Genomic DNA, 23664 nt, shown 5'->3' on the forward strand with positions numbered 1-23664 from the left:
GTTACGCCTTTCTTTCCAGTACTCTGCCGAACATACCGGAAGGGCGTACCAGCAAGATGATAAATAACAGACCAAAAGCCACCGCATCTCGGAAATCGCTCGACAGATAAGCGACACTCATCACTTCAGCAAAGCCCAGGAACAAGCCGCCTATCATGGCACCGCGTATATCGCCCATACCACCAAGAATGATGACGGCAATGCCTTTATGCAGCATCGGTTGCCCCATGAATGGAGAGATGGCATTGAACGACAGGCCGACCAGCACACCAGCAGCGCCACCCAGCGCCGCAGCGGCAAATGAAGTCAGGAAAAACAGACCTTCAACATTGATACCCAGCAGGTATGCAGCCTTGGGCGATTCGGCAATGGCGCGCAGGGCGCGGCCAATTTGGGTGCGGCGCATGACTTGCAATAGCACCAGCATCAGAACGAAGGCAATGATGACAATGGCGAGCTGAACTGCAGTCAGGTGCAGGTTGCCAAGGCTGAAGCTTTCTTCGGGTATGGTGCCAAATGGAAAACGTTTGTTTTCTGCACCAAAAATCCCTTGGGATATATTGGTGATCATGATGGCTACGCCTATTGTGGCAATCATCGGGGCCAGATGTGGGGCATTGCGTTTTCGCAATGGTCGCAAGACCAGAAAATCCACGACGACGCCCAGCAGCCCACAAACCAACATCGCCAGTAGCATGGCCATCCATAATGACATCTGGAAGGAACTGACCAGCAGCAGGGCAATATAGCTACCCAGCATGAAAATCGCGCCGTGCGATAAATTGATGACGCCAAGGACGCCGAACACCAGCGTGAATCCCAGGGCGAAAAGTGCATAGACGCTGCCCAGAGTCAGAGCGTTAATGAGTTGTTGTGCCAGCATGGATATCCAGATGATTAGGATTGTTTCGTTTGCAGGTGCGGATGTAGAGTAGTCACCAGCACACGGCAATGGGATGAAAGTCACCCCGGCAAGAAAGTCATGAAACATCTGCCCCTGGACCGGGAGGTCAGAGGCAGGGTATCCACTTATTTTAACAATACAAATTTGCCACCTTTAGCAATATTGACGATGGCGTCTTGCTGGGCATCATAGCCAGCTTCCTTGCCATCTTTGGGGGCGGCGCGGCGGAATGCAAATTTGCCGGTTGCGCCTTCAATTTTTACAGCCGGCAAGGCATCACGCAACGCCAGGCGATCTTTTTCCAGGCTACCGCTCAGGCTGACTTTTTTCAGTGCTTCCGCAACGATGTGCATGGCGTCAAATGCCTGTGCTGCAAATTGGTCCGGGTCTGAGCCAAATTTTGCCTTGTAGTCAGCCATGAAGCTCTTATTGGCAGCGGATGGGTTTTCAGCAGACCATGGGCTGCCCATCAAGGTATTGTCGGCAGCGTCTTTGGCGATTTCAAACAGTTTTGGTGAATTGAATCCATTGCCACCTATGAATGGCTGCTTCATACCCAGCGAGCGGGTTTGCAGGATGATATTCGCTGCCTCTTCTGCCAGGCAGGAACAGACAATAGCGTCAGGATTGGAGGCCTTGATCTTGGTCAACTGCGCCTTGAAATCCACATCACCCTTGGCATAGGTTTCTGTATCTGTGACGGGGACTTTTTGTTCAGTCAGGGCATTTTTGAAAACATCGTAACCGCTCTTGGTAAACGCATCATCGTTGCCGTACAGGATGGCGACTTTCTTGATATTGAATTGCTTGACCGCTGCGCGCGTAGTGACTGGCAATACGTCCGCTTCCATGACGGAATTGCGGAAGGTGAATGGGCCCATATTGGTGATGCCATCAGCAGTGTTACTGGTGCCAAATACAACAGTTTTGGTGGCGTTGGCAATCGGATCAGCGGCAAAGGCAGAATTTGACAGGGTAGGGCCAAAAATCATCAATACTTTTTCCTGGAACAGCAATTTTTTGAAGACATTGATCGCTTCTTCTTTTTTGCCCTGTTCGTCTTCTGCAACCAACTGTATCTTGTTGCCGTTTACACCGCCCTTGGCATTAATCTGGTCTGCTGCCAGCGTGAAACCATTTTTAATGGCAACACCGTATTTCGCAGCTGGGCCGGTCAGCGCTTCGGCAACGCCGATTTTGATATCGGCAGCCTGGTTCAATGTGGAATAGGCCAAGAGAGTGGCGGCAGCTAGCAATTTAAGACGGTATGACATGGTTGATCTCCTGAAAAATTATTGTGACTCATGCGATTCGCGACGCGGGACAGACGGACTATGTTTTTAAATTTGTTGATTTTCAGAACAAATTTATCTGCCCAGAAATGGAAATGGCGAGATCGCTAAACTTATTAGTTGTTTATTGTCACGGAGGATTGTATGGGCTGGCAACCTTAGCAGCAATAAAACGCCATGCTGCGATGCAATATCCATTACTTAAGTAGTACTACTGATGAGGTTAGTTTTTTAGCCTGAAAATGCCGTACTGGAGAATGGCAGAACATGCCAGAGCCTGTGTGAGCAGGCAAGCTGGCATGTGTTGGGATTGTTGTTTGTTCAGCCTATTGGCGAGCTTATGCCAGTTGCTTGCGCACGCGGGCAATCGCTGCTTTTACCTGGTTTGGTGCAGTGCCACCGATATGGTTACGGGCAGCAACCGAGCCTTCCAGTGTCAGTACTTCAAATACGTCTTCATTGATCAGACTGGAAAAGGCACGTAACTCTTCCAGTGACATATCACTAAGATCACAGCCCTTGTCGACGCAGGTGCGTACCGCCAATGCCACGGCTTCATGGGCATCGCGGAAAGGCAGGCCTTTCTTGACCAGGTAATCAGCCAGGTCGGTCGCGGTCGCATAGCCTTGCAGCGCGGCGGCGCGCATGGCTTCCGGCTTGACACTGATGCCGCCAGCCATGTCGGCGAAGATGCGCAGGGTGTCGATGACGGTATCAACTGTATCAAACAGCGGTTCCTTGTCTTCCTGGTTGTCCTTGTTGTAGGCCAGTGGCTGGCCTTTCATCAGAGTCAGCAGGGCAATCAGGTGCCCATTGACGCGCCCCGTTTTGCCACGTGCGAGTTCAGGCACGTCAGGGTTTTTCTTTTGCGGCATGATGGATGAGCCGGTGCAGAAACGATCTGCGATATCGATGAAGCCGACGCGCGGGCTCATCCAGATCACCAGTTCTTCTGACATGCGGGAGATGTGGGTCATGATCAGGGCAGCGGCAGCGCAAAATTCAATGGCGAAGTCGCGGTCAGATACCGCATCCAGCGAGTTGTAGCAGACTTCATCAAAGCCCAGTGTTTTGGCTACGCGTTCACGGTCGATAGGAAATGTCGTGCCAGCCAGGGCAGCTGCGCCCAGGGGCAGGCGGTTCACACGTTTTCTGCAATCGAGCATGCGTTCACTGTCACGGCCAAACATTTCAACATAGGCAAGTATGTGATGACCAAAGGTGATTGGTTGGGCCACTTGCATATGGGTAAAGCCTGGCAGGATGGTATCGGCATTTTTTTCTGCCAGATCCAGCAAGGCGCTGCGGAAATCCGCCAGCAATACCACGATATTGTCGATGGCACTGCGCATGTACAGGCGGATATCGGTAGCGACCTGGTCATTGCGTGAACGGCCAGTGTGCAAGCGTTTGCCGGCATCGCCTACCATTTCGGTCAGGCGCTTTTCTATGTTCAGGTGGACATCTTCCAGGTCCAGCAGCCATTCAAACTTGCCGCTGTCGATTTCTGCTTGTATCTGTGTCAGGCCACGCTGTATATCGGCATAGTCCTGGGCGCTGATGATGTTTTGTGCCTGCAGCATTTCTGCATGTGCCAGCGAACCCTGGATGTCAAAAGCAGCCATGCGGTTGTCAAAAAACACTGACGCGGTATAGCGTTTCACCAGATCTGAGACAGGTTCCGAGAAGCGGGCAGACCATGCCTCGCTTTTTTTATTGAATTGTGATGTCATAGTAATAGTTTGCCAATTTGGCTGCGTTTGCTTAAAGATTGGTGCAGATTATCCCAGATTTTGGCCTGCAATACCCCGTGACTTGGGGGCTGACTTGAGCAAAATGCTAATAATCCCCGTACAAAATGGCAGGTTTTCCAGTTTTTTTATGATATTGCACAGATACAGGTCAATTCCCGGCATCTCATGCGGCCCACATAAATGAAACAAGAATGACAAAAAAAAACGCCTTACCACAAGATGAACCTTTGATCCCCGATTGTTGCAATGTCGGCGTGATATCCCGTGTGCTGGTGGCTGTCAATATATTGGCCATGCTGGTGTTGTGGGCACGTGGCGATAGCTGGTATCTCATGCTGCAGAATTTCCTGGAGTGCTCTATCCTGCTGGAAACCATCAGCCTGATATCTCTGCTATTGCTGTGTAATCTGCGCAGGCTGGCCATGCGCTATCCCTTTCAGTCCTGGTTGCAGCGCTTGTTATGTGGTTTGTTGCCAGCCGCGATTGCTGGCCTGTACTTGCAGTATCTGAAAAACATGGAATGGTTTGAATACAGTTTTCCACATTTCGATATCAATTTCGCGATGTTCAGTTGCTTCTTGCTGGGGCTGGCGTTTCAGCAGTATTTTGAATTGCGCGCCCGTGCATTTTCACCCGCGCTGGGTGAAGCCAGGCTACAGGCTTTGCAGGCACGTATCAGACCGCATTTTCTGTTCAATAGCCTCAACACGGCACTGGCCCTGATCCGTACCGAGCCGCGCAGAGCGGAACTGATGCTGGAAGATCTGGCTGACCTGTTTCGGGTACTGATGCGTGACAACCGCATTATGACCAGCTTGTACGACGAGGTGCGTTTGTGCGAGCAATATATGGCAATCGAAAAAATCCGGCTTGGTGATCGCCTGCAGATAGAGTGGGTAAGTGACAGACTAAGTGAACAGGAGAAACGGGAAATCGACATACCCTCACTGCTGTTGCAGCCGCTGCTGGAAAATGCCGTGCATTATGGCGTTGAGCCTTCCGTCACTCCTGCCCTGATCAGGGTAGAGATGGGGCGCTTGCTGGACAAGGTAGAAATAATTGTTACCAACCCTTATCACGCTGACGCCAATTTAACATCTGGTAACCAAATGGCGCTGGAAAACATCAGGCAGCGATTAAGTTTGCTCTATGATATCGAAGCGCAACTTCAGTATGGAGTGAAGGGTGAGCAATTTGAAATAAGACTGCATTTTCCAGCCAAGAGATGATGATTCCCAAGATATTAATCGTTGACGACGAAGCGCCCGCCAGGCAAAGGTTGATGACCTTGCTGTCTGACATACAGGCAGATTGTCCGACGGCGGTGTTGGGAGAAGCAGAAAACGCCATCTCTGCATTGGATCAACTGACCAGGCTGCAACCCGATATCTTATTGCTGGATGTGCAAATGCCTGGTATGAGCGGCATAGAACTGGCGCAGCACCTGGGGCAACATCAGGCTGGTTTCCGCCAGCCTTCCATCATATTCGTGACGGCGTATGACGAATTTGCCGTCAAGGCATTTGAAGTGCATGCGCTGGATTATTTGATGAAGCCAGTGCGCGCCAGTCGTTTGCAAGATGCCATCCGGCGCGTTGCAGAACAGATCCGCGATGGTCGCCCTGTGACACTGCCAGCGGTGGGCGACAAAGCCATTCCCAGGCGCAAGCATTTTTCCGTGCTGGAAAGAGGGCGCATCTTGCTGGTGCCGGTAGCCGAGGTGTTATTTCTTAAGGCCGAACAAAAATATGTCACCCTGCATACTGGCCGGCGTGAATATTTGATAGAAGAATCGCTGACATCCATCGAAACTGAACTTGGTGATTTGCTGGTCAGGGTGCATCGCAATGCCCTGGTGGCGCGCGCTGCAATCAGTGGTGTCGAACGGGCTGCGCATGTGGTTGATGCAGAAGCTGGTCAGGAAAAAGTAAGCGAGTCCTGGCAGGTGATTGTGTCCGGCGCTGCCGAACGCCTGCCTATCTCACGCCGGCAATGGCCGGTCATCAAGGCGTTGGTGCGTATGTAGTTTGGTAGTTATGCTGGTGACTTGATGTAGGAATAACGCCAGATTAGCACCAGATTAGCGCCACACTGGCAAACCAGTCAGATCCGTATTTTCATCGAATACCCATGCTGGCAAGCCACTGCAATCCGTCGGCCCCAGTACTTCCAGCAATTCCAACTGCTCTTGCTTCTTACCTTGCTGGCGCTGTACTAGCTTGGTCGCTTTTCTTGGTTCGGCCACTACTGGCGCTGGCTCACCAAAGCCCGGCAATTCCTGGGTGGCGTTATCTTTGTTGTCTTTCATCAGGCTAAAATGAGTGATGTTGGCAAGCGTCAGTTGTTGCTAATGTCTGCAATAATAGAAAACCACTTTGGTAACTGACCAAAGCCGGGATAGAGATTGCTGATGGTGTGCGGTTGCACAGTGAAAATCTTGGTTGCGGGGGCAGGATTTGAACCTACGACCTTCGGGTTATGAGCCCGACGAGCTGCCAGACTGCTCCACCCCGCGTCTGAAGGATGCGAATTGTACATGGCATTGGCGCGGCTTACAATCTATATGTGTAAATATTTTTATACGATTTTATATCGCAACAATTGCGCAACAATTGTTCGCAAATTCTTGCATAAAAAAAACATCGCTATTGCAGAAGTTGGATCGAAATCCATGCATAATGGAAGTACGGTATGGTTGGCAGTATAGTCATGCGCAGCAAGCCTGTGCGCTATTTTCAGGAGTGAAAAAGTAGTCATGGAATTTGAAGTAATCGACACACAGATTTCCCCGGAAGGCCGGATGGAAGTGCTATCCAAGGCCGAAGTGGCACAATTGCTGGACAATAGTCACGGTGGTTTGTATCAGGTGTTCCGCAGTTGTGCGTTGGCCGTACTGAACTGTGGCAGTGGCCTCGATGACGGCAAGGAATTGCTGGAACGCTATAAAAGCTTTGATATCAGCATCATACAGCGCGAACGCGGCATCAAACTTGATGTCAAGGGTGCGCCTGCCAGTGCTTTTGTCGACGGTGTTATGGTCAAGGGTATACAGGAACACTTGTTTGCAGTATTGCGCGATATTCTGTTCATCGAGGCAGAAATCGGCGATGACAGGAAGTTTGATCTGGGTACGACTGAAGGTATCAGTGATGCAGTATTCCATGTTTTGCGCAATGCCAATCTGTTGCGTCCGCAAGTGAATCCGAACATGGTGGTGTGCTGGGGTGGACATTCGATTTCGGGAGCGGAATATGATTACACCAAGCAAGTAGGTTACCAGCTCGGCTTGCGTGGTATGGATATCTGCACTGGCTGCGGGCCGGGTGCGATGAAGGGCCCGATGAAAGGCGCGACCATAGGTCATGCCAAACAAAGGGTGACGACTGGCCGTTATCTGGGGATAACCGAGCCCGGCATCATTGCGGCTGAAGCTCCAAATCCTATAGTCAATGATCTGGTGATACTGCCGGACATAGAAAAGCGACTGGAGGCTTTCGTGCGTATTGGGCATGCCGTCATAGTATTTCCTGGTGGTGCTGGTACTGCGGAAGAGATTTTGTATTTGCTGGGTATTTTGCTGCACCCTGACAATGCCGAGTTACCTTTCCCGTTGATCTTTACCGGGCCAGAAAGCGCGGCAGACTATTTCCGCCAGATTGACCAGTTCATTGCAGCAACCTTGGGGACAGAAGCACAGAAGAGTTACAAGATCATTGTGAATGATCCGGCAGGTGTGGCAAAAGAAGTGCACTCCGGCATCAAGAAAGTACGCGAATTCCGCAAGGCTAAGGGAGATGCCTATTATTTCAACTGGTTATTGAAAATTGATGCCGAATTCCAGAAGCCATTTGAACCCACGCATGAAAATATGCGTAATCTGGCTTTGCACAAAAACCAGGAAACGCATTTGCTGGCTGCCAATTTACGCCGGGCATTCTCTGGCGTGGTGGCGGGCAATGTCAAAAACCAGGGAATACGGGCAATTGAAAAGCATGGACATTTTGAAATTCGCGGCGATAGTGAAATAATGGCATCAATGGATACCCTGCTGGCGTCTTTTGTTGCGCAAAGTCGCATGAAGTTGCCGGGCAAGGCGTATACCCCTTGTTACCGTGTTATAAAGTAATTGCGTGGCAATATAACCGTAGGATAATAGGCTTGGTCCTATCACTTTTGAGGAAAACAGACATGAGTTCCGTACAGCAGGAAGTTGACGAACGTACCAACCTCACAGCGTCTAATAAATTTGAACTTTTGCTGTTTCGTCTGGGTACGGATGGCAGCAGCGAGCGGTCAGAGTTGTTTGGCATCAATGTTTTCAAGGTACGCGAAATAGTTGCCATGCCTACCATCACTGGTATGGCAGGGGCGATGCCGCATATGTTGGGGGTGGTGAATTTGCGGGGTCAAATCATACCGGTGATTGACTTGCCGGCAGTGGTCGGCCTGAAGCCCAAGACTGGTTTGAATATAATGCTGGTGACTGAGTATGCGCGTACCACTCAAGGTTTTGCAGTAGAGTCGGTGGAAGAAATCGTGCGTCTGGAATGGAGTCAGGTTTTATCGGCAGAAAGCAGTGCAGCAGGCGGTATGGTGACCAGTATTGCCCGTCTTGATGGCGATACGGAAAATACGCGTCTTGCCCAAGTGCTGGACGTAGAGCAGATATTGCGCCAGATCACACCGTCTGATACCAAGGATGTTGATCCTGAAACCATCGGCGCCAAGCTGCAGATGATCCCGGGCTCTGCCATTTTGGCGGCTGATGATTCTGCGGTCGCCCGCGGTTTGATCGAACAGGCGCTGACGGCCATGGGTGCTCAGTTCATCATGACCAAGACAGGCAAGGAAGCCTGGGAAAAATTGCAGTCCCTGGCTGCAGCAGCACAGGCAGAAGGCAAGGGCGTGCGCGACAAAGTGTGCATGGTATTGACTGATCTGGAAATGCCAGAGATGGATGGATTTACCCTGACACGTAAAATCAAGCAGGATGACCGCTTCAAATTCTTGCCGGTGGTGATCCATTCTTCATTGTCTGGTGCCACCAATGAAGACCATATCAAGACTGTGGGAGCAGATGCCTATGTTGCCAAATTCGTTGCAGAAGAATTGGCAGCGACCATACGCACTGTATTGGCGAAATAAAAATTAGTGAAACTGCAGACAGTTTGCAGATGCTGAAAAGTAAAAAGGGTGCAATTAATCATTGCACCCTTTTTTTCATTCTTTCACCCTGGTCTCCAGGCGTTGTCCATTATCTGGAAGGTGCTGCTGGCACACGTTGCCAGCCACCGGGGCAGGTTTTGATGGCAGGGTAAAAACCGTCAGGCTGGTGGCAATACAGCCAGTCTTTGCCCGAATTGTTTTGCGGACTGATATCCGGCTGGCTGATGACATTGCTTTCATTGCTGTAAGGCTGCTCAATCACCTCTGTGTAACGGGTGACAGGTGCCACGTAGCTGACAGAAGGGGCAATCACTACGCTGCCGTAATACGGCCACGCATAGTCATACGGATAGTAGCGCGGGCCGTAGGAATAACGTGCGCCGTAATAAATCGGGAATGGGTTGATGGAAATTCCCAGACTGACGCGTGTACGGAAGTGGCCAGAGTGTGCCATTGCCGGGAAGGTAACAGCCAGCAAACTGCAGACCAGAAGAATTCTTTTTAAGGTATTCATGGCATTATGGCAATGTAATAATAAATTTCAGGGTGATTCTATAGCTTAGAACGAAAACTGGAAACTTATTGCAGGAATTACACTCAGTTACTATTCTTGAGCTTCCTTGACAAAGACAGCATGGCGATGATGCGGCGACAATACCCGTCATGAAGCGCTGAGACAACTCGCAAACCAGACCTCCGTTTATACAGGATATTATGCGATTTCTGATAAAAAAATGTGCAGCGCTGTGCGCGTTTGCCTTGTTTGCCAGCTTTCCGGCTTTTGCCGAATCAGTCATGGCTGATACCCCCGAAACTGCCAAACCAGCCATACGCGAGCTATACACCAAGTACGAATACCAAATCCCCATGCGTGATGGCGTGCGTTTATTCACCGTCGTGTATGTACCCAAAGATGGTAGCAAGACCTATCCTTTCCTGATCAACCGTTCGCCTTATGGCAGCGGTGTGCATGAGGGTGATCAGTCACATTATGGTGTGGATTTTTATCCTCAGTCACTGGGACCGTCGAAAGAATTTGATCAAAGCGGATATATCTTCGTGAAGCAGGATGTGCGTGGTCGTTTTATGTCAGAAGGTGTCTGGCAAGAAATGACGCCACACGTCAAAACCAGCAGACAGGCTGGCGAGGGTGTGGAAAGTCAGGACATGTATGACACCGTTGAATGGCTGTTGAAAAACGTCAAAGGTAATAACGGTAAAGTTGGTATCTGGGGTATTTCATATCCAGGCTTTTATACCTCGGCCAGTATTATCGATTCACATCCGGCGATCAAGGCAGCATCGCCACAGGCGCCAGTCACGGACTTGTTTATGGGCGACGATTCTTATCACGGTGGTGCCTTAATGCTGGCGGCCAATTTTGGTTTTTATGCCAGTTTCACCATAGAAAAAAATCCTACAACCTTGCCCAAGCGCTGGGAATCATTTGATTTCGGCACATCGGACGGCTATGAGTTTTTCCTTAAACACATGAGTCTGAAAAACATCACGGCGCAACTGACAGACAAACAGCGCGAGTTGCTGATACCGACGATAGAACATACGAGCTATGACGATTTCTGGAAAAGCAGGAATATTGCCACCCATCTGAAAAACATCAAAGCTGCCGTGCTGACTGTCGGTGGCTGGTATGACGCCGAAGACCCGCAAGGCCCGTTGACGACGTATCACAGTATCAAAAATAATAACAAGGGTTATTACAATGGCTTGGTCATGGGGCCATGGTCCCATGGTGCCTGGGGCGGAGCTGATGGTAAATCACTGGGGAATGTGAATTTTGAGACCAAGACAGGCGAGTATTACCGCAAGAATATCGTCTTCCCTTTCTTTGAGCAGTATTTGAAAGGCGCCACTGGCAAGGCATTGCCAGAAGTGACTGTGTTTGAAACCGGCACAAATGTCTGGCGTGAATATGCCAGCTGGCCACCGCAGCAGGCACAAAAACGCACCCTGTATTTTGGCAATGATGGCAGTCTGAACTGGAAAGAACCACAGACAGAATTCAACACGTTTGATGAATATGTCAGTGACCCTAAAAAGCCTGTGCCTTTCATTTCTTATGCGGCAACCGGTGCGCCGCGTGAATATGTGGTGTCTGACCAGCGTTTTGCTTCCAGCCGGCCAGATGTGCTGGTGTACCAGACGGCGCCACTGGAAGACGATGTGACTCTGGTTGGACCGGTCAATCCGAAATTGTTTGTATCAACGTCCGGCACGGATGCTGACTGGATAGTGAAACTGATCGATGTGTATCCGTCGACCTATCCAGACCGGCAGGTTGTGCACGACCGGGCGAACGACGTGCCGCCACCATCTGTCTCCATGGCGGGTTACCAGCAACTGGTGAGAGGGGAGCCTTTGCGCGGTAAGTTCCGTAACAGTTTTGAAAAGCCCGAGCCTTTTGTTCCGGGCAAGGTGGCGGCCATCAGCTATAACATGCCGGATATTCAGCACACCTTCCGTCGTGGGCACCGCATTATGGTGCAGGTGCAAAGCACCTGGTTCCCGCTGGTAGATTTGAATCCGCAAAAATTCATGGATATTCCCAAGGCCAATCCTGAAGATTTCCAAAAGGCGACGCAGAGAGTGTATCGTTCACCCGGACAGTATTCAGGGATAGTCGTTCAGGTATTGCCGCAATAAGAGCTGCAAATTAAAAGAAAAAAGAGGGAAATGAAAAATGAAAACAAAAAATATTTTCAAACGTAGTTTGCTGGTCAGTTTGGTAGGCCTCGCATGCACAGGTAATGTGGCAATGGCGCAAACTGCCACCTCAAATCAACTGGTGCTGGAATCCATGACCATGGATGCAAAGGCTGATCCTTGCACGGATTTTTTCCAATATTCAAACGGTGAATGGCTGAAAGCCAACCCTATACCTGCTGACCGTGCACGTTACAGTGCCTACGATGAAGTCACGGAAAGAAATCTGGCAGCGCTGAAACAGATTGCCGAGGCTGCAGCCAAGGGCGAAGACAAGAGCCGTGCAGCGCAATTGGTAGGTGCTTTTTATGCCAGCGGCATGAATGAAGCCCAGATAGAAAAGGAAGGTGCAAAACCGCTGGAGCCACAGCTTGCAAAAATCAATGCTATCAAGGACAGCCAAGAATTGCTAACTGTGATTGCCGGTTTGCACAAACAGGGTGTGATGCCATTGTTCAGTTTTGCTGTTGATCAGGACGCAAAAAATACAACGCGCTATATCCCGGAAATCATGCAAGGTGGCCTGGGTTTGCCGGATAGGGATTATTACCTGAAAAACGATGCCAAAACCAAAGATATACGAACCAAGTACCAGGCTTATGTGTCTCAAATTTTTAGCTTGCTGGGCAATACGCCAGATCAGGCCGCGCGTAATGCTGCTGTGGTCATGGCGCTGGAAACCCGTCTGGCCAAGGCTTCGCTGACCAAGGTGGAGCTGCGCGATCCACAAGCCAGTTATCACCTGACCGATTTGAATGCCTTGCAAAAGAAGGATAAAAAAACAGGCTGGACGGCCTATTTTAATGCGCTGGGTCTGGCGCAGCCTGGGCAGTTCAATCTGGCACATCCCAAATTCATCGCCGAAGCAGGGCGCATGATGAATACGGTCAGCCTCGATCAATGGAAAATCTATTTGCGTTGGCAACTGGTCAATGCCAGTGCCCGCGACTTGAGTTCAGACTTCGTCAATGCCAACTTTGATTTCTATGGTAAGACACTGGCTGGCACCAAGGAATTGCGGCCGCGCTGGAAGCGGGTCTTGAGTGCGATTGATGCCATGGCGGGTGAAGCCATGGGGGAATTGTATGTGGCGAAATTCTTTGGTCCAGAAGCCAAGGCTGGTGTGCTTGAAATGGTCGGCAATATCAAACTGGCCATGCGCGAAAGTATAAGCAAGCTGGAATGGATGTCGGACACCACCAAGCAACAAGCCTACAAAAAACTTGATACCTTGATCGTCAAAATCGGTTATCCCGACGTCTGGCGTGATTACAGCAAGTTGCAGATCGACACAGGTTCTTATGCAGCCAATATGGCGCGGGCGGCAGAATTTGAATTCAAACGTAACCTGGCCAAGCTGGGCAAGCCTATAGACAGGAATGAATGGGGCATGACACCGCAGACCGTGAATGCTTATTACAACCCGACCATGAATGAAATGGTATTTCCGGCAGGTATCCTGCAGCCCCCTTTATATCATGTGAATGCTGACGCCGCGGCCAACTACGGTAATACTGGTGCTACCATCGGCCACGAACTGACGCACGCCTTTGATGATGAAGGGCGTCAATATGATGCTGATGGCAATCTGAAAAGTTGGTGGACCAAACAGGATGAGAAAAAATTCCTGACCCGCGTCAACGCCATAGAAAAGCAATTTGATGAATTTAATCCTATCGATAAATTGCATATCAATGGCAAGTTGACTGCCGGTGAAAATATCGCTGACCTGGGCGGGATGAAAATTGCCCTGCAAGCACTGCACAAGTCTTTGGAGCACAAGCCGCAGGCCAAAGAGATAGATGGTTTGACGGTGGATCAACGTTTCTTTGTTGCTAACGCACAAAGCTTCCGCAGCCTGATACGTGATGAAATGTTACGTATGAAACTGGCAACCGATCCGCATTCCCCGGACAAATACCGCGTCATTGCACCATTGGCAAATATGCCGGAATTTGCTGAGGCTTTCCAATGTAAAGGGGATCATTCTCCTCTGCGTCCAACGGCGACCCGGGTAAATATTTGGTAAGAGCGTATACTATTGCCTGGAATGCAGGTTGGGGGGATTGTATTGAACGCAAGTTCAGTTGCGCCAGCCTGCCAAATATTTCTTGTCATCAGAGTGCATGTCAGCCATGCACTCCAGATATGTAGGGCTTTATGGACCATATGGAAACCAAAGTTGTCGAATTTGAACGTCCACAAATGGATGTGGGCGGTAGCTGTACCGCCAATGCTTGGGCGCGCGTACCTGATATGCCGTCGGCTATCGAAAAGCTGGAATTGAAAGCCAGGGCGCGTCAGTTATTGAAAGAAAAGCAGGCCGTCCTGGTTGCGCATTATTATGTCGATGCCGAATTGCAGGATCTGGCAGAAGAAACTGGTGGTTGCGTTTCCGATTCTCTGGAAATGGCGCGGTTTGGTCGTGATCATCCGGCCAAAACCCTGGTCGTGGCTGGTGTCAAGTTCATGGGTGAGACTGCAAAAATACTCAGCCCTGAAAAAACCATTTTGATGCCAGATCTGGATGCAACCTGTTCGCTGGATCTGGGTTGCCCGGCAGATGAATTTGCTGCCTTTTGCGATGCCCATCCTGACCGTACCGTGGTTGTGTATGCCAATACCAGTGCTGCAGTCAAGGCCCGCGCCGACTGGATGGTGACATCCAGCATCGGTCTCGACATCGTTGCACACTTACATGCACAGGGTAAAAAAATCCTCTGGGCGCCAGACAAACATCTGGGCAGCTATATCCAGAAACAGACAGGTGCCGACATGTTACTGTGGCAGGGTTCCTGTTTGGTGCATGATGAATTCAAGGGTATAGAGCTTGATTTGCTGAAGGCAGAGCACCCGAATGCCAAAATTCTGGTTCATCCTGAATCCCCGGCTGCGGTTGTGGCATTGGCTGACGTGGTTGGATCAACCTCACAAATGATCCATGCGGCACAGACCCTGGATGCGGCTGAATTCATTGTTGCCACCGATAACGGCATCCTGCACAAGATGCAGATGGCTGCACCGACCAAACGCTTTATCGTTGCCCCTACCGCTGGCAACAGCGCGACGTGCAAGAGCTGCGCGCATTGCCCGTGGATGGCCATGAATGGTCTGCGTAATCTGGTGCAGGTGCTGGAAAACGGCAACAATGAAATCCATGTTGACCCTGCGGTGGGGCAAAAAGCAAAGGTCTGCATAGACCGTATGCTGGATTTTGCTGCAGCCAAAAAAGCCAATGTGCGCCCCTCCGGTGATCTGGCTAAAGAAGCCAAATTGTTTTCAGGCATAGGTCCGGCCTGAGTACTGCATACACCAAATAACAAAAACTGAGGTTAGTTAACGATGCCTGGTAATTTAAAGAATACGCATTTTCCCTTTGACACGGATTTGCAAATAGCATTTGAACGTAATATAAGCGATGCGCTGGCCGAAGACGTCGGTGCCGCTGATCTGACCGGTTTATTGGTGCCAGCCGACGAAGTGGTGCAGGCGCAAGTCATTGTGCGCGAAGATGCCATCTTGTGTGGAGCGCCTTGGTTTGGTGCCGTCATGACGACACTGGATGTAAGCATAGAGGTCGATTGGCAATACGCCGAAGGCGAGCGGATGAAGGCGAATACCGTCGTTTGCAAAATCAAGGCACCTGCCAGGGCCTTGCTGACAGCCGAACGTTCTGCTTTAAATTTCCTGCAATTATTGTCTGCAGTGGCAACAGCCACCAGCAAATATGTCGCCATTATCGCTGGCACAAAAGCAGCAATACTGGATACCCGCAAGACTTTGCCCGGTCTGCGTCTGGCACAGAAATATGCTGTACGCGTAGGTGGTGGCCAGAACCAGCGCCTGGCTTTATACGATGGCATCCTGATCAAGGAAAATCATATCGCCGCTGCCGGTGGTGTAGCCGAAGCCATGCAAAAAGCCCTGAGCCTGAACGCTGGTGTCAGCATGCAGATAGAAGTGGAAACCCTGGAACAATTGCAGACCGCATTGACCGCTGGTGCCACCTCCATCTTGCTCGACAACTTCAACACCACCATGATGCGTGAAGCAGTAGCCATCACTGCTGGCCGTGCCTTGCTGGAAGCGTCTGGCGGGATAGATCATGCGTCAGTCAGGGCAATAGCCGAAACCGGCGTGGATCGCATATCTATCGGTAGTCTGACCAAGGATATTAAGGCGACGGATTATTCTTTAAGAATAATTTAATGAACATTTATTGAGAAGCCGACGTTAACTCAATATCGCAAAAACCTGCGGTTCTGGTGAGAGCAGTTGTTACTGCTCCCAATACAACCGCCTCATGAAATGCCGGCACTGCGCTTTGCAAACCAGCGCATGAGAAAAGGGATGAGGCAGATCATACCGAATAGTAAAAACATACCGGTGCCGCTCAATTTGTGCTTGTCACTCAGATTAATTGCGTAGCCCAAGATAGCGATAAAGAGCCAGGTTCGTAATACTTGCATGATCTCCAAAGGAATATCTGCTTCGACTACTTCGAAACTGGAACTGCTTTCTTCAATGAAGCGATAGCTAGCCAATGGAACAATTGGAATATAGACCATCACCACCCACTTGGTGGTGATGAAGGATTGATCTGCGTTAAATTTGCATTTTCCGTAGAAAGTCGTGCCTATGCCATTGATGGTTCTTGCCATGATAACGTGTACGAAAAAAGTTGAAGTAGATATTGTAGAAGTAATCAGAACTGAACAATTAAGCTATCAGTCAGTACCTGATTATCCCGCATCAACCATCAGTACGTAAAGCTGCAATCGGGTCCAGCGCAGCAGCCTGCCGTGCCGGGAATACACCAAATCCCAACCCCACTGCAACGCACAGACTGACTGCAACGATCAGACTGACAGGTGACCAGGCGACGGACCAGCCGGCTAATGCAGCAATGCTGTAGGCGGTAATGGCACCCAGTACCACGCCCAGGATAGCACCGCTAAAAGCAATCACAAGGGCTTCTGCCAGAAACTGCTCTATGACGTCGCGTCGGCGCGCACCGAGAGCGCGTTTCAGGCCGATTTCGCGGCGGCGTTCCAGTACATTCGCCAGCATGATGTTCATGATGCCTATGCCGCCTACCAGCAGGGAAACGGCTGCGATGGAGCTCATGACGATGGTGAAGATACGCTGTGTTTGCTGGTTTTGGCGATACAGTCCCATGGGGACGATGAGGTTGGTGTCATCGGTACCCGCATGTCTTTGTTCGATCAGGTTTTGCAGGACGCGGGCGGCGATATCGGGCGGTGTTTTACCATCCAGTCGCAGGCTGATGCCATCAACTTCATTTTCCAGCATGGTGAAGTGGAAGCGGGCGCGTCCAGTTTGCCACGGCACGAACAGGCGCTCATCATCCAGACCCAGTTTCACGCCTTCAAATTCGGTTTTGCTGAGTGCACGGTCTGCCAGCACGCCTACCACTTCCAGCCAGGCATGATTGAGTTTGATGCGTTCGCCTATGGGGTTGTTGTCACCAAATAATTTATGTGCCAGACGTGGGCCCAGTACACAAACCGGTGCCAGGCTGGCATCGTCATCTTCATTCAGCCAACGGCCCTGACCGACTTGCAATCCACCCAGTTCGGCATAGCTGTTGGATACCGCGAAAGCACGTGCCGTAACAACCAGGCGGCCGCTGGCAAGCTGATCCACCTTGATTTCTTTCTTAAGTGCCACCGCTTTGGCCCCGGGCACGACGGACAGGGCTGCATCAGCGTCGGCGGCGGACAGACCCAGTGAACGGGTACGAATTTCTTTCAGGCGTTTATCGTCGATAAGTTTGCTTTCGATGATGACATTGTCCAACCCCAGTTCAGCAACCAGGCGCAAGGCTTCGCGCCGGCTACCTTCACCCACTGCCAGCATGGCAACAATAGCGGCGACGCCGAATATCATGCCCAGCAGGGTCAGGCCTGTGCGTAATTTGCGTCTTTGCAGTTCGTTGACTGCTTCAAGGATCAGCGCGCGGTTCATGAATTCTTTTCCTTGGTTTTTTCTTTTGTCTTCGTCTCTGGCAGCAAAACCACTTGTGCGCCGTTGCTGATGCCAGTCTTGATTTCGCTGCGAGCCGGGCCACGCAGCCCCAGTGTCACGGACTGTTTTTTGACCTGATCACCTTCCTTGATATAGGCGGAAAAATTGGGGCCATCCTGGATCAGCGCAATATTTGGCAAGGTCATGGCATTGTCCTGGTTGATCAGGCTGACGGTACCTATCAGTGCCTGTCCAGGTTTTAAACTCAGTGCCTGTGCCTGTTCTTTTTTAAAGGCAGCTTCAAAGTTGATGAATTTCACTGGTGATTCACGCGACATGACGCTGGCACTATTGCCCACCTTGGTGATGTTGAGTTCAATTTCCTTCCCGCTGCCGGCCAGACGTACTTTGACAGGCAGGCCAAGTTTCAGGCCAAAAGTGCGGCCTTCTTCGATGTTGAAATTGGCGACCAGTTGTTCCAGGTCGGGCAGGGAGCCAAACTCTTCTCTTGGGCGCTTGCTGGCACCGATCTGCGGTTTGCTACCGTCCCAGCCAGCCAGCAATAAAAACACACCATCATGGGGTGCCAGCAAATCCAGCGCACTCAGGTTCTTGCGATGTTGGTTGGCATTCAGAGTGACACTTTCTTTTTGTGAACTTAATACAGCCTGTTCTGCTGTACTACGCGCTTGCACCTGGCTGGTTTTCCAGTTCAGGTAGCCACGTTTGGTTTTCAGAAAACCTGCGTCTTGCAGTTCATCCAGTATTTTGTTGCGGGAAAAAATCGCCAGGTCGGCATTCGCATAACGCTCACTCAAACGCAGATCTGTTTGTACCTTGGCACTGTCGGCCAGCAGGCTGGAGCGGCTGCTGGCATCGTTGGCCTGTATACTTTCTTCGACCAGTACCTTGCGTAATAACTCCAGTTCGGCCTGCGACAGTTCCATGCGGGATCTGGGAGCATCAAAGCGGGCGATGACTTCGCCTTTTTTTACCAGGCTACCCTCGGGCAGCATTTCTATCAGCGTCCGGCTATCCCAGCCTTCGCCTGGTACAGTCAGCGGTGTCTTGTTGGCAGCGATGATTTCGCCATCGACGACAATGCTTTCTTTCCAGTTGCGTGGGGCAAAATTTTCAGTGGCCACTTGTGCCGATTCTGGCTCGTTGCTGCAGGCTGCACAGGCCATCAGGGTGAACACCATGCAAGAAATTATTTTTGCACTCATGATTTTTTCCCCACAACAGGTTTGACGGTGGGGCTGGTGCCAGCAGTTATGCCTGTGGTTGCGCCTGTGCTTGTGCTCGCATTTGAGTCAGCAGTCGATAGAATCGCCTGCACAGCGGCCCCCGGTTTTAAGCCCTTTGGCGGTTGTTCAAACTCCAGTTCTACATCGCGTACGATAATGGGTTGGGTCGTGGATTTGCTGTGAAATACCGTGCTTAAACCGGTCACCCGGGCAGGTATGGTCAAATTTGCACCGGGAATATTGATGCGTGCCGTTTGACCTACCCGTATCGCGTTGGACTGTGCTTCCGGCACTTTGGCTGAAACGAATAATTTGTCCGGATCAGCAATGCTGGCTACCGATATACCCATCCAGACCTGGCTGCCAACGGCGAATTTGTCATCGCTGAAATTGGTTTTGTAAATCATCATGCCGGGCTTTCGGGCGACCACGGTGAGATCTTTTTGCCCCTTCGCCAGCACATCTATCTTGCCTTGCAATTGAGCGATTTCTGTTTCCAATCCGATTTTCTCCGCCTTGCGGGCGCGAATCTGGGTAGCGCGCAATTTGATTGACAAGGTCGCCAGGTCAGCGTTCAGGGATTTTTCTATCACCAGTTTGTCATAGTCAACACGACGTATCAGTTCTTTTGGCATGGTGGCTTTTCTGGCTGCTTTTTCGGCATTGCTTTGTGCTTCGGCGACGGCCAGGTCGGCAGCTTTTTCTGCTTCTGCATGTTCCAGCTTGAGTTTTTCCATGGCCCGCTGTTTTTCATTTAACTGACTTTTCTGGTTAGCCAGTTGGGTTGGTACCTCGGATGCCTGGAACATCACCAGCACATCACCTGCTTTGACAAGACTGCCTTCTGCTGCCATTTGCGCCAGGGTGTATTGCCAGATATAGGGAATCGAAGGTGGTGTGATGGGTGTGACCACGCGTGACTGGATGTCACCTTCTATGGTGATTTCACTGGCTGTTTCGTTTTTCACAGTCCTGGCTACTGGCAGTAGTGTAGTCGCAGATTTTTTTGCCGTCGGCAATGGCTCGACCAGAACGCTCATACCAGGCGTTAGTGCATAATTCTCCAGTTGCCCGGGCAATTTGATATCTACCCGAAAATACCGTCCGTAACCCCAACGTGTATGTTCTTCAGGCGCATGTGAGATCGTGGCAATGGTCGTCTGTATTGCCACGCCTGGCAGGGCATCAAATGTCAGTTGAACAGGCTGGCCTTCGGCCAGGTAGATTCTGTCGGCTTCCAATGCCCAGGCCTTGACTTCCATATGCCCGGATCCCATGACTTGACCCGCAATGTTGCCTGGGTAAGCACTGGAACCTTCTTCCAGTCTTTCACCACGCCACATGCTGTAACCGTGTACGACGATACCATCCTGACTGGCCAGCACTTCCGAACTTGCCAGTTGTGCTTTGAGATACGCTACGTTGACCTGTTGTTTCTGCAGTTCCAGATCACCATCAGATTTTCTTCTGTCGACAGAGGCCGTCCCATCATCAAAGGCCAGTTGCTTGACTTTCAGATCGCGTTCTGCACGTTCTTTTTCTGCCTGGTATTTATCGAAATCCAGTGCTGAAATCTGTGATTTTGGTAATGCTGCGTCCACCAGGGCCTTGGCCATTGCGGCTTTCGCGGTGACCAGGTTTTTTTCGGCTTCAAGCGCACTTACTTCCAGTTTGGCGACTTCAGCTTCGGTTTTTGCGCGGGTCTGGTCTATGCCTATGATCAGTTGTTCGATATTCGAACTATTGGGCGTTTCTATGCGTAGCAACAAATCTCCCTTTTTGACTTTGCTGCCTTCCGCCACGAAATTGCGCAAGACAACAGGGGAAGAGTTGGATGGCGGCACAAAAATGGCTTGCGAATCTTTGGCGATGACTTCACCAGTCAGCAGTACTGGTCGGGATTTCGCTGCGACTGGAGACGGTGCTTTGGTCTGTGCCAGCGATGAATCTGCTAACAAGGGACAGGTGATCAGTATCGCTACAGACAGGCACCACGTGGTCAGGGCATGAATAGGGGTGGGGGACATTTTCTTCATGCAATCACCTCTGCAACACGGCCATCGGCAAGGTGGATGGTTCTTTGCGCTTTTGCCGCCACAACCGGATCATGGGTGACCAGCACAAGGGTTTGGCCGCCTGTGTGAAGTTCACCCAGCAGGCTCAATACATCGGCGGCGCTTTTTGAATCCAGGTTGCCGGTAGGTTCATCTGCCAGCAGCAATGCTGGCTGGTTCAGCAGTGCGCGAGCAATTGCCGCACGTTGCAACTGCCCGCCAGATAATTCGCCGGGTCTGTGGTCCATGCGTTGCCCCAGGCCTATGCGCTCGAGTAACTGGCGCGCCCGGGATTCGGCCTGCGCATCGGGTGACTTGCTATACCGTTGTGGCAGCAATACATTTTCCAGTACGGTCAGGCGTGGCAGTAAATGAAAAGACTGAAACACAAAACCTATGTTGCGGTTCCGTACTTCTGAGGCAGCATCGTCATCCATGGCACTGATTTCATCCTGATTCAACAGGTAGCTGCCATGGTCGGGCTTATCCAGCGCGCCGAGCACGTTCAGCAGTGTGGATTTTCCCGAGCCGGAAGGCCCCATGATGGCAACAAATTCCCCAGTGGCGATATGCAGGTCTATACCATCCAGTGCCCGGATTTCATTGCCACCCTGTTTATAGGTTTTACGTACCTGACTCAGTTTTATCATTCGAATTTTTGTCTGTGCGTGAAGGATCGTCTGGCCACAACACTTCATTTTTTTAGCATGCTGTACATGAAATAAAGGCGGCGTCGGGCAGTATCACTGCGATAAATATATTTGTCAAACGGCTATCGGATCGTACAGAAAAAAATCAGAAAACTGAGAGGGGATTAATTGCAGAAGGGAGAGCCATCAAGATGCAGATGCAGGCAACTTGATGGCAAAAATTGAGGATTTATTTTTTACGCTTGGGCGACAGTACCGTAGGCAAGGCCTTCGGTAAGGTGTCAGGGTAATCGCGACTGAAATGCAGGCCACGGCTTTCACGACGTGACAGGGCGCTATTGACGATCAGGGAGGCAACTTCGACCAGATTGCGCAGTTCCAGCAAATTATTTGAGATGCGGAAGTTGGCATAATATTCGTCTATCTCTTCCTTCAATAAACGTATGCGGTGTTTGGCACGTTCCAGACGTTTGGTGGTGCGGACGATGCCAACATAATTCCACATGAAGCGGCGCAATTCATCCCAGTTATTGGCAATGACAACTTCTTCATCGGCATCGGATACGCGGCTTTCATCCCAGTCGGGTAAGGCAATCACGCTGGCACGTTCTTGTGACTCTATGTGCTTGGCAGCGGCCCGGCCAACCACCAGGCATTCCAGCAAAGAATTGCTGGCAAGACGATTTGCCCCGTGCAGGCCGGTATAGGCGGTTTCACCTACGGCATACAAGCCTGGCAAATCGGTGCGGCCATCGGTATCGGTGACCACGCCGCCGCAAGTGAAATGTACAGCTGGTACGACCGGTATGGCCTGCCTGGTAATGTCTATGCCCAGTTCCATGCAGCGCGCATAGATGGTAGGGAAATGTTCTTTCAAAAATTCAGGTGGCTGGTGACTGATATCAAGTTCTACATAATCAAGTCCGCGTTTTTTCATTTCAAAGTCGATGGCTCGGGCGACTACATCACGTGGTGCCAGCTCCATGCGCTCATCGTGATTGGTCATGAAACGTTTGCCAGCGGCAGTGCCGGCTTCGGCTGGTAATTTCAATATGCCACCTTCGCCCCGCACCGCTTCAGTAATCAAAAATGATTTGGCGAAAGGGTGATAGAGGCAAGTAGGGTGGAATTGTATAAATTCCATATTGCCCACCCGGCATCCCGCACGCCAGGCCATGGCGATACCGTCGCCGGTAGCTGTATCGGGGTTGGTGGTGTAAAGGTATACCTTACCGGCACCGCCGGTTGCCATCACTGTGTGTTGGGCAGCAAAGGTGTGTACTTCACCGGTTTTGACATCTTGCACATACAGGCCAAGGCAATGTGGTGTCGGTGAGGTATCACCCAGCTTGGTAGAAGTGATAACGTCGATTGCGTAATGATGTTCAAACAGGCTGATGTTGGGGTGATTGCGTACCTTCTGTTCCAGCGTAACCTGGACTGCATGACCAGTGGCGTCCGCTGCATGTATGATGCGACGCTGGCTGTGTCCGCCTTCACGTGTCAGGTGAAAACCAAGTTCTGCTTCTTCATCACGTGTGAAGGGAACACCTTGTTCTATCAGCCAGTCTATGGCTTCGCGGCCATGTTCGATAATATACCGGGTGGCACCTTCGTCACATAGCCCGCCACCGGCAATGAGCGTGTCGGAAATATGCTGTTCATGGCTGTCATGGGAGTCCAGTACAGCTGCGATGCCGCCCTGTGCCCAGTTACTGGCACCGTCAAGTAATTCGCGTTTGGAAATGATAGCGACTTTACGTGTCTGCGCCAGATGCAGGGCAACAGACAGACCGGCAAGTCCGCTACCAACAATTGCTACGTCAAAATTCTTCATTGTCTGATGTGAATATATATGAGTGTATTGGTGATCATGGTACTTCAA

The 23664-nt window shown here is 50.8% G+C and carries 19 protein-coding genes and 1 tRNA gene; 8 read left to right on the forward strand and 12 right to left on the reverse strand.

Annotated elements, in window-relative coordinates; all coding sequences use genetic code 11:
• Nucleotide 1: 1 nt before the first annotated feature.
• The 3 genes from AC1RVX_RS16060 to argH all read right to left on the reverse strand — a co-directional run bounded on the left by AC1RVX_RS16060 (nucleotide 2) and on the right by argH (nucleotide 3929).
• Nucleotides 2-883, reverse strand: coding sequence for a branched-chain amino acid ABC transporter permease (locus tag AC1RVX_RS16060; RefSeq protein WP_493217611.1), 882 nt, complete (start codon nucleotides 881-883; stop codon nucleotides 2-4).
• Nucleotides 884-1029: 146 nt separating this feature from the next.
• Entirely contained in the window at nucleotides 1030-2178 is a 1149-nt protein-coding gene (locus tag AC1RVX_RS16065) for an ABC transporter substrate-binding protein (protein WP_493217612.1), read from the reverse strand.
• A 356-nt stretch (nucleotides 2179-2534) separates the two neighbouring features.
• Complete coding sequence (gene argH / locus AC1RVX_RS16070) at nucleotides 2535-3929, reverse strand: argininosuccinate lyase (RefSeq protein ID WP_493217613.1); 1395 nt, start codon at nucleotides 3927-3929, stop codon at nucleotides 2535-2537.
• 212 nt (nucleotides 3930-4141) lie between these two features.
• Between argH and AC1RVX_RS16075 the strand changes: the two genes are divergently transcribed.
• Both AC1RVX_RS16075 and AC1RVX_RS16080 read left to right on the forward strand, forming a co-directional pair.
• The gene (locus tag AC1RVX_RS16075) at nucleotides 4142-5179 is read left to right on the forward strand and encodes a sensor histidine kinase (RefSeq protein ID WP_493217614.1); all 1038 of its coding nucleotides are present in this window, start codon (nucleotides 4142-4144) and stop codon (nucleotides 5177-5179) included.
• Nucleotides 5176-5976, forward strand: coding sequence for a LytR/AlgR family response regulator transcription factor (locus tag AC1RVX_RS16080; protein ID WP_493217615.1), 801 nt, complete (start codon nucleotides 5176-5178; stop codon nucleotides 5974-5976). The genes AC1RVX_RS16075 and AC1RVX_RS16080 overlap by 4 nt, the downstream gene beginning before the upstream one ends.
• 54 nt (nucleotides 5977-6030) lie before the next feature.
• Here the strand turns inward: AC1RVX_RS16080 and AC1RVX_RS16085 are convergent, their stop codons facing one another.
• Both AC1RVX_RS16085 and AC1RVX_RS16090 read right to left on the reverse strand, forming a co-directional pair.
• Complete coding sequence (locus AC1RVX_RS16085; protein WP_493217616.1) at nucleotides 6031-6258, reverse strand: hypothetical protein; 228 nt, start codon at nucleotides 6256-6258, stop codon at nucleotides 6031-6033.
• Between the two features lie 130 nt (nucleotides 6259-6388).
• Nucleotides 6389-6465 (reverse strand) — tRNA-Met (locus tag AC1RVX_RS16090).
• A 240-nt stretch (nucleotides 6466-6705) separates the two neighbouring features.
• Here AC1RVX_RS16090 and ppnN point away from each other — a divergent pair.
• Both ppnN and AC1RVX_RS16100 read left to right on the forward strand, forming a co-directional pair.
• Entirely contained in the window at nucleotides 6706-8076 is a 1371-nt protein-coding gene (ppnN, locus tag AC1RVX_RS16095) for a nucleotide 5'-monophosphate nucleosidase PpnN (protein WP_493217617.1), read from the forward strand.
• Between the two features lie 62 nt (nucleotides 8077-8138).
• Nucleotides 8139-9095, forward strand: coding sequence for a chemotaxis protein (locus tag AC1RVX_RS16100; protein ID WP_493217618.1), 957 nt, complete (start codon nucleotides 8139-8141; stop codon nucleotides 9093-9095).
• 109 nt (nucleotides 9096-9204) lie between these two features.
• On the opposite strand, the gene AC1RVX_RS16105 is transcribed toward AC1RVX_RS16100, so the two are convergent.
• Nucleotides 9205-9630 (reverse strand): hypothetical protein, encoded by a 426-nt coding sequence (locus AC1RVX_RS16105; RefSeq protein ID WP_493217619.1) that lies wholly within the window; start codon nucleotides 9628-9630, stop codon nucleotides 9205-9207.
• 200 nt (nucleotides 9631-9830) lie between these two features.
• On the opposite strand from AC1RVX_RS16105, the gene AC1RVX_RS16110 reads away from it, so the two are divergent.
• The 4 genes from AC1RVX_RS16110 to nadC all read left to right on the forward strand — a co-directional run bounded on the left by AC1RVX_RS16110 (nucleotide 9831) and on the right by nadC (nucleotide 16049).
• Entirely contained in the window at nucleotides 9831-11780 is a 1950-nt protein-coding gene (locus tag AC1RVX_RS16110) for a CocE/NonD family hydrolase (protein WP_493217620.1), read from the forward strand.
• A 37-nt stretch (nucleotides 11781-11817) separates the two neighbouring features.
• Nucleotides 11818-13869, forward strand: a complete 2052-nt coding sequence (locus tag AC1RVX_RS16115; RefSeq protein ID WP_493217621.1) for a M13 family metallopeptidase — start codon at nucleotides 11818-11820, stop codon at nucleotides 13867-13869.
• A 140-nt stretch (nucleotides 13870-14009) separates the two neighbouring features.
• Entirely contained in the window at nucleotides 14010-15140 is a 1131-nt protein-coding gene (gene nadA / locus AC1RVX_RS16120) for a quinolinate synthase NadA (protein ID WP_493217622.1), read from the forward strand.
• Between the two features lie 42 nt (nucleotides 15141-15182).
• On the forward strand, nucleotides 15183-16049 hold the full coding sequence (gene nadC / locus AC1RVX_RS16125; RefSeq protein ID WP_493217623.1) for a carboxylating nicotinate-nucleotide diphosphorylase: 867 nt from the start codon (nucleotides 15183-15185) through the stop codon (nucleotides 16047-16049).
• A 92-nt stretch (nucleotides 16050-16141) separates the two neighbouring features.
• Here nadC and AC1RVX_RS16130 read toward each other — a convergent pair whose 3' ends face one another.
• From AC1RVX_RS16130 to nadB, 6 genes are all read right to left on the reverse strand, one after another.
• On the reverse strand, nucleotides 16142-16501 hold the full coding sequence (locus AC1RVX_RS16130) for a hypothetical protein (RefSeq protein ID WP_493217624.1): 360 nt from the start codon (nucleotides 16499-16501) through the stop codon (nucleotides 16142-16144).
• A 91-nt stretch (nucleotides 16502-16592) separates the two neighbouring features.
• On the reverse strand, nucleotides 16593-17828 hold the full coding sequence (locus AC1RVX_RS16135) for an ABC transporter permease (protein ID WP_493217625.1): 1236 nt from the start codon (nucleotides 17826-17828) through the stop codon (nucleotides 16593-16595).
• The gene (locus AC1RVX_RS16140; protein WP_493217626.1) at nucleotides 17825-19054 is read right to left on the reverse strand and encodes an efflux RND transporter periplasmic adaptor subunit; all 1230 of its coding nucleotides are present in this window, start codon (nucleotides 19052-19054) and stop codon (nucleotides 17825-17827) included. Before AC1RVX_RS16140 ends, AC1RVX_RS16135 begins: the two co-directional genes overlap by 4 nt.
• Nucleotides 19051-21111, reverse strand: coding sequence for an HlyD family secretion protein (locus tag AC1RVX_RS16145; protein WP_493217627.1), 2061 nt, complete (start codon nucleotides 21109-21111; stop codon nucleotides 19051-19053). Before AC1RVX_RS16145 ends, AC1RVX_RS16140 begins: the two co-directional genes overlap by 4 nt.
• Nucleotides 21108-21779, reverse strand: a complete 672-nt coding sequence (locus tag AC1RVX_RS16150) for an ABC transporter ATP-binding protein (RefSeq protein WP_493217628.1) — start codon at nucleotides 21777-21779, stop codon at nucleotides 21108-21110. The genes AC1RVX_RS16145 and AC1RVX_RS16150 overlap by 4 nt, the downstream gene beginning before the upstream one ends.
• 229 nt (nucleotides 21780-22008) lie before the next feature.
• A complete protein-coding gene (gene nadB / locus AC1RVX_RS16155) occupies nucleotides 22009-23616 on the reverse strand; it encodes an L-aspartate oxidase (protein ID WP_493217629.1) in 1608 nt (535 codons plus the stop codon).
• Nucleotides 23617-23664: the final 48 nt, after the last annotated feature.

The sequence above is a fragment of the Undibacterium sp. GW821-FHT11B02 genome (assembly GCF_058808955.1).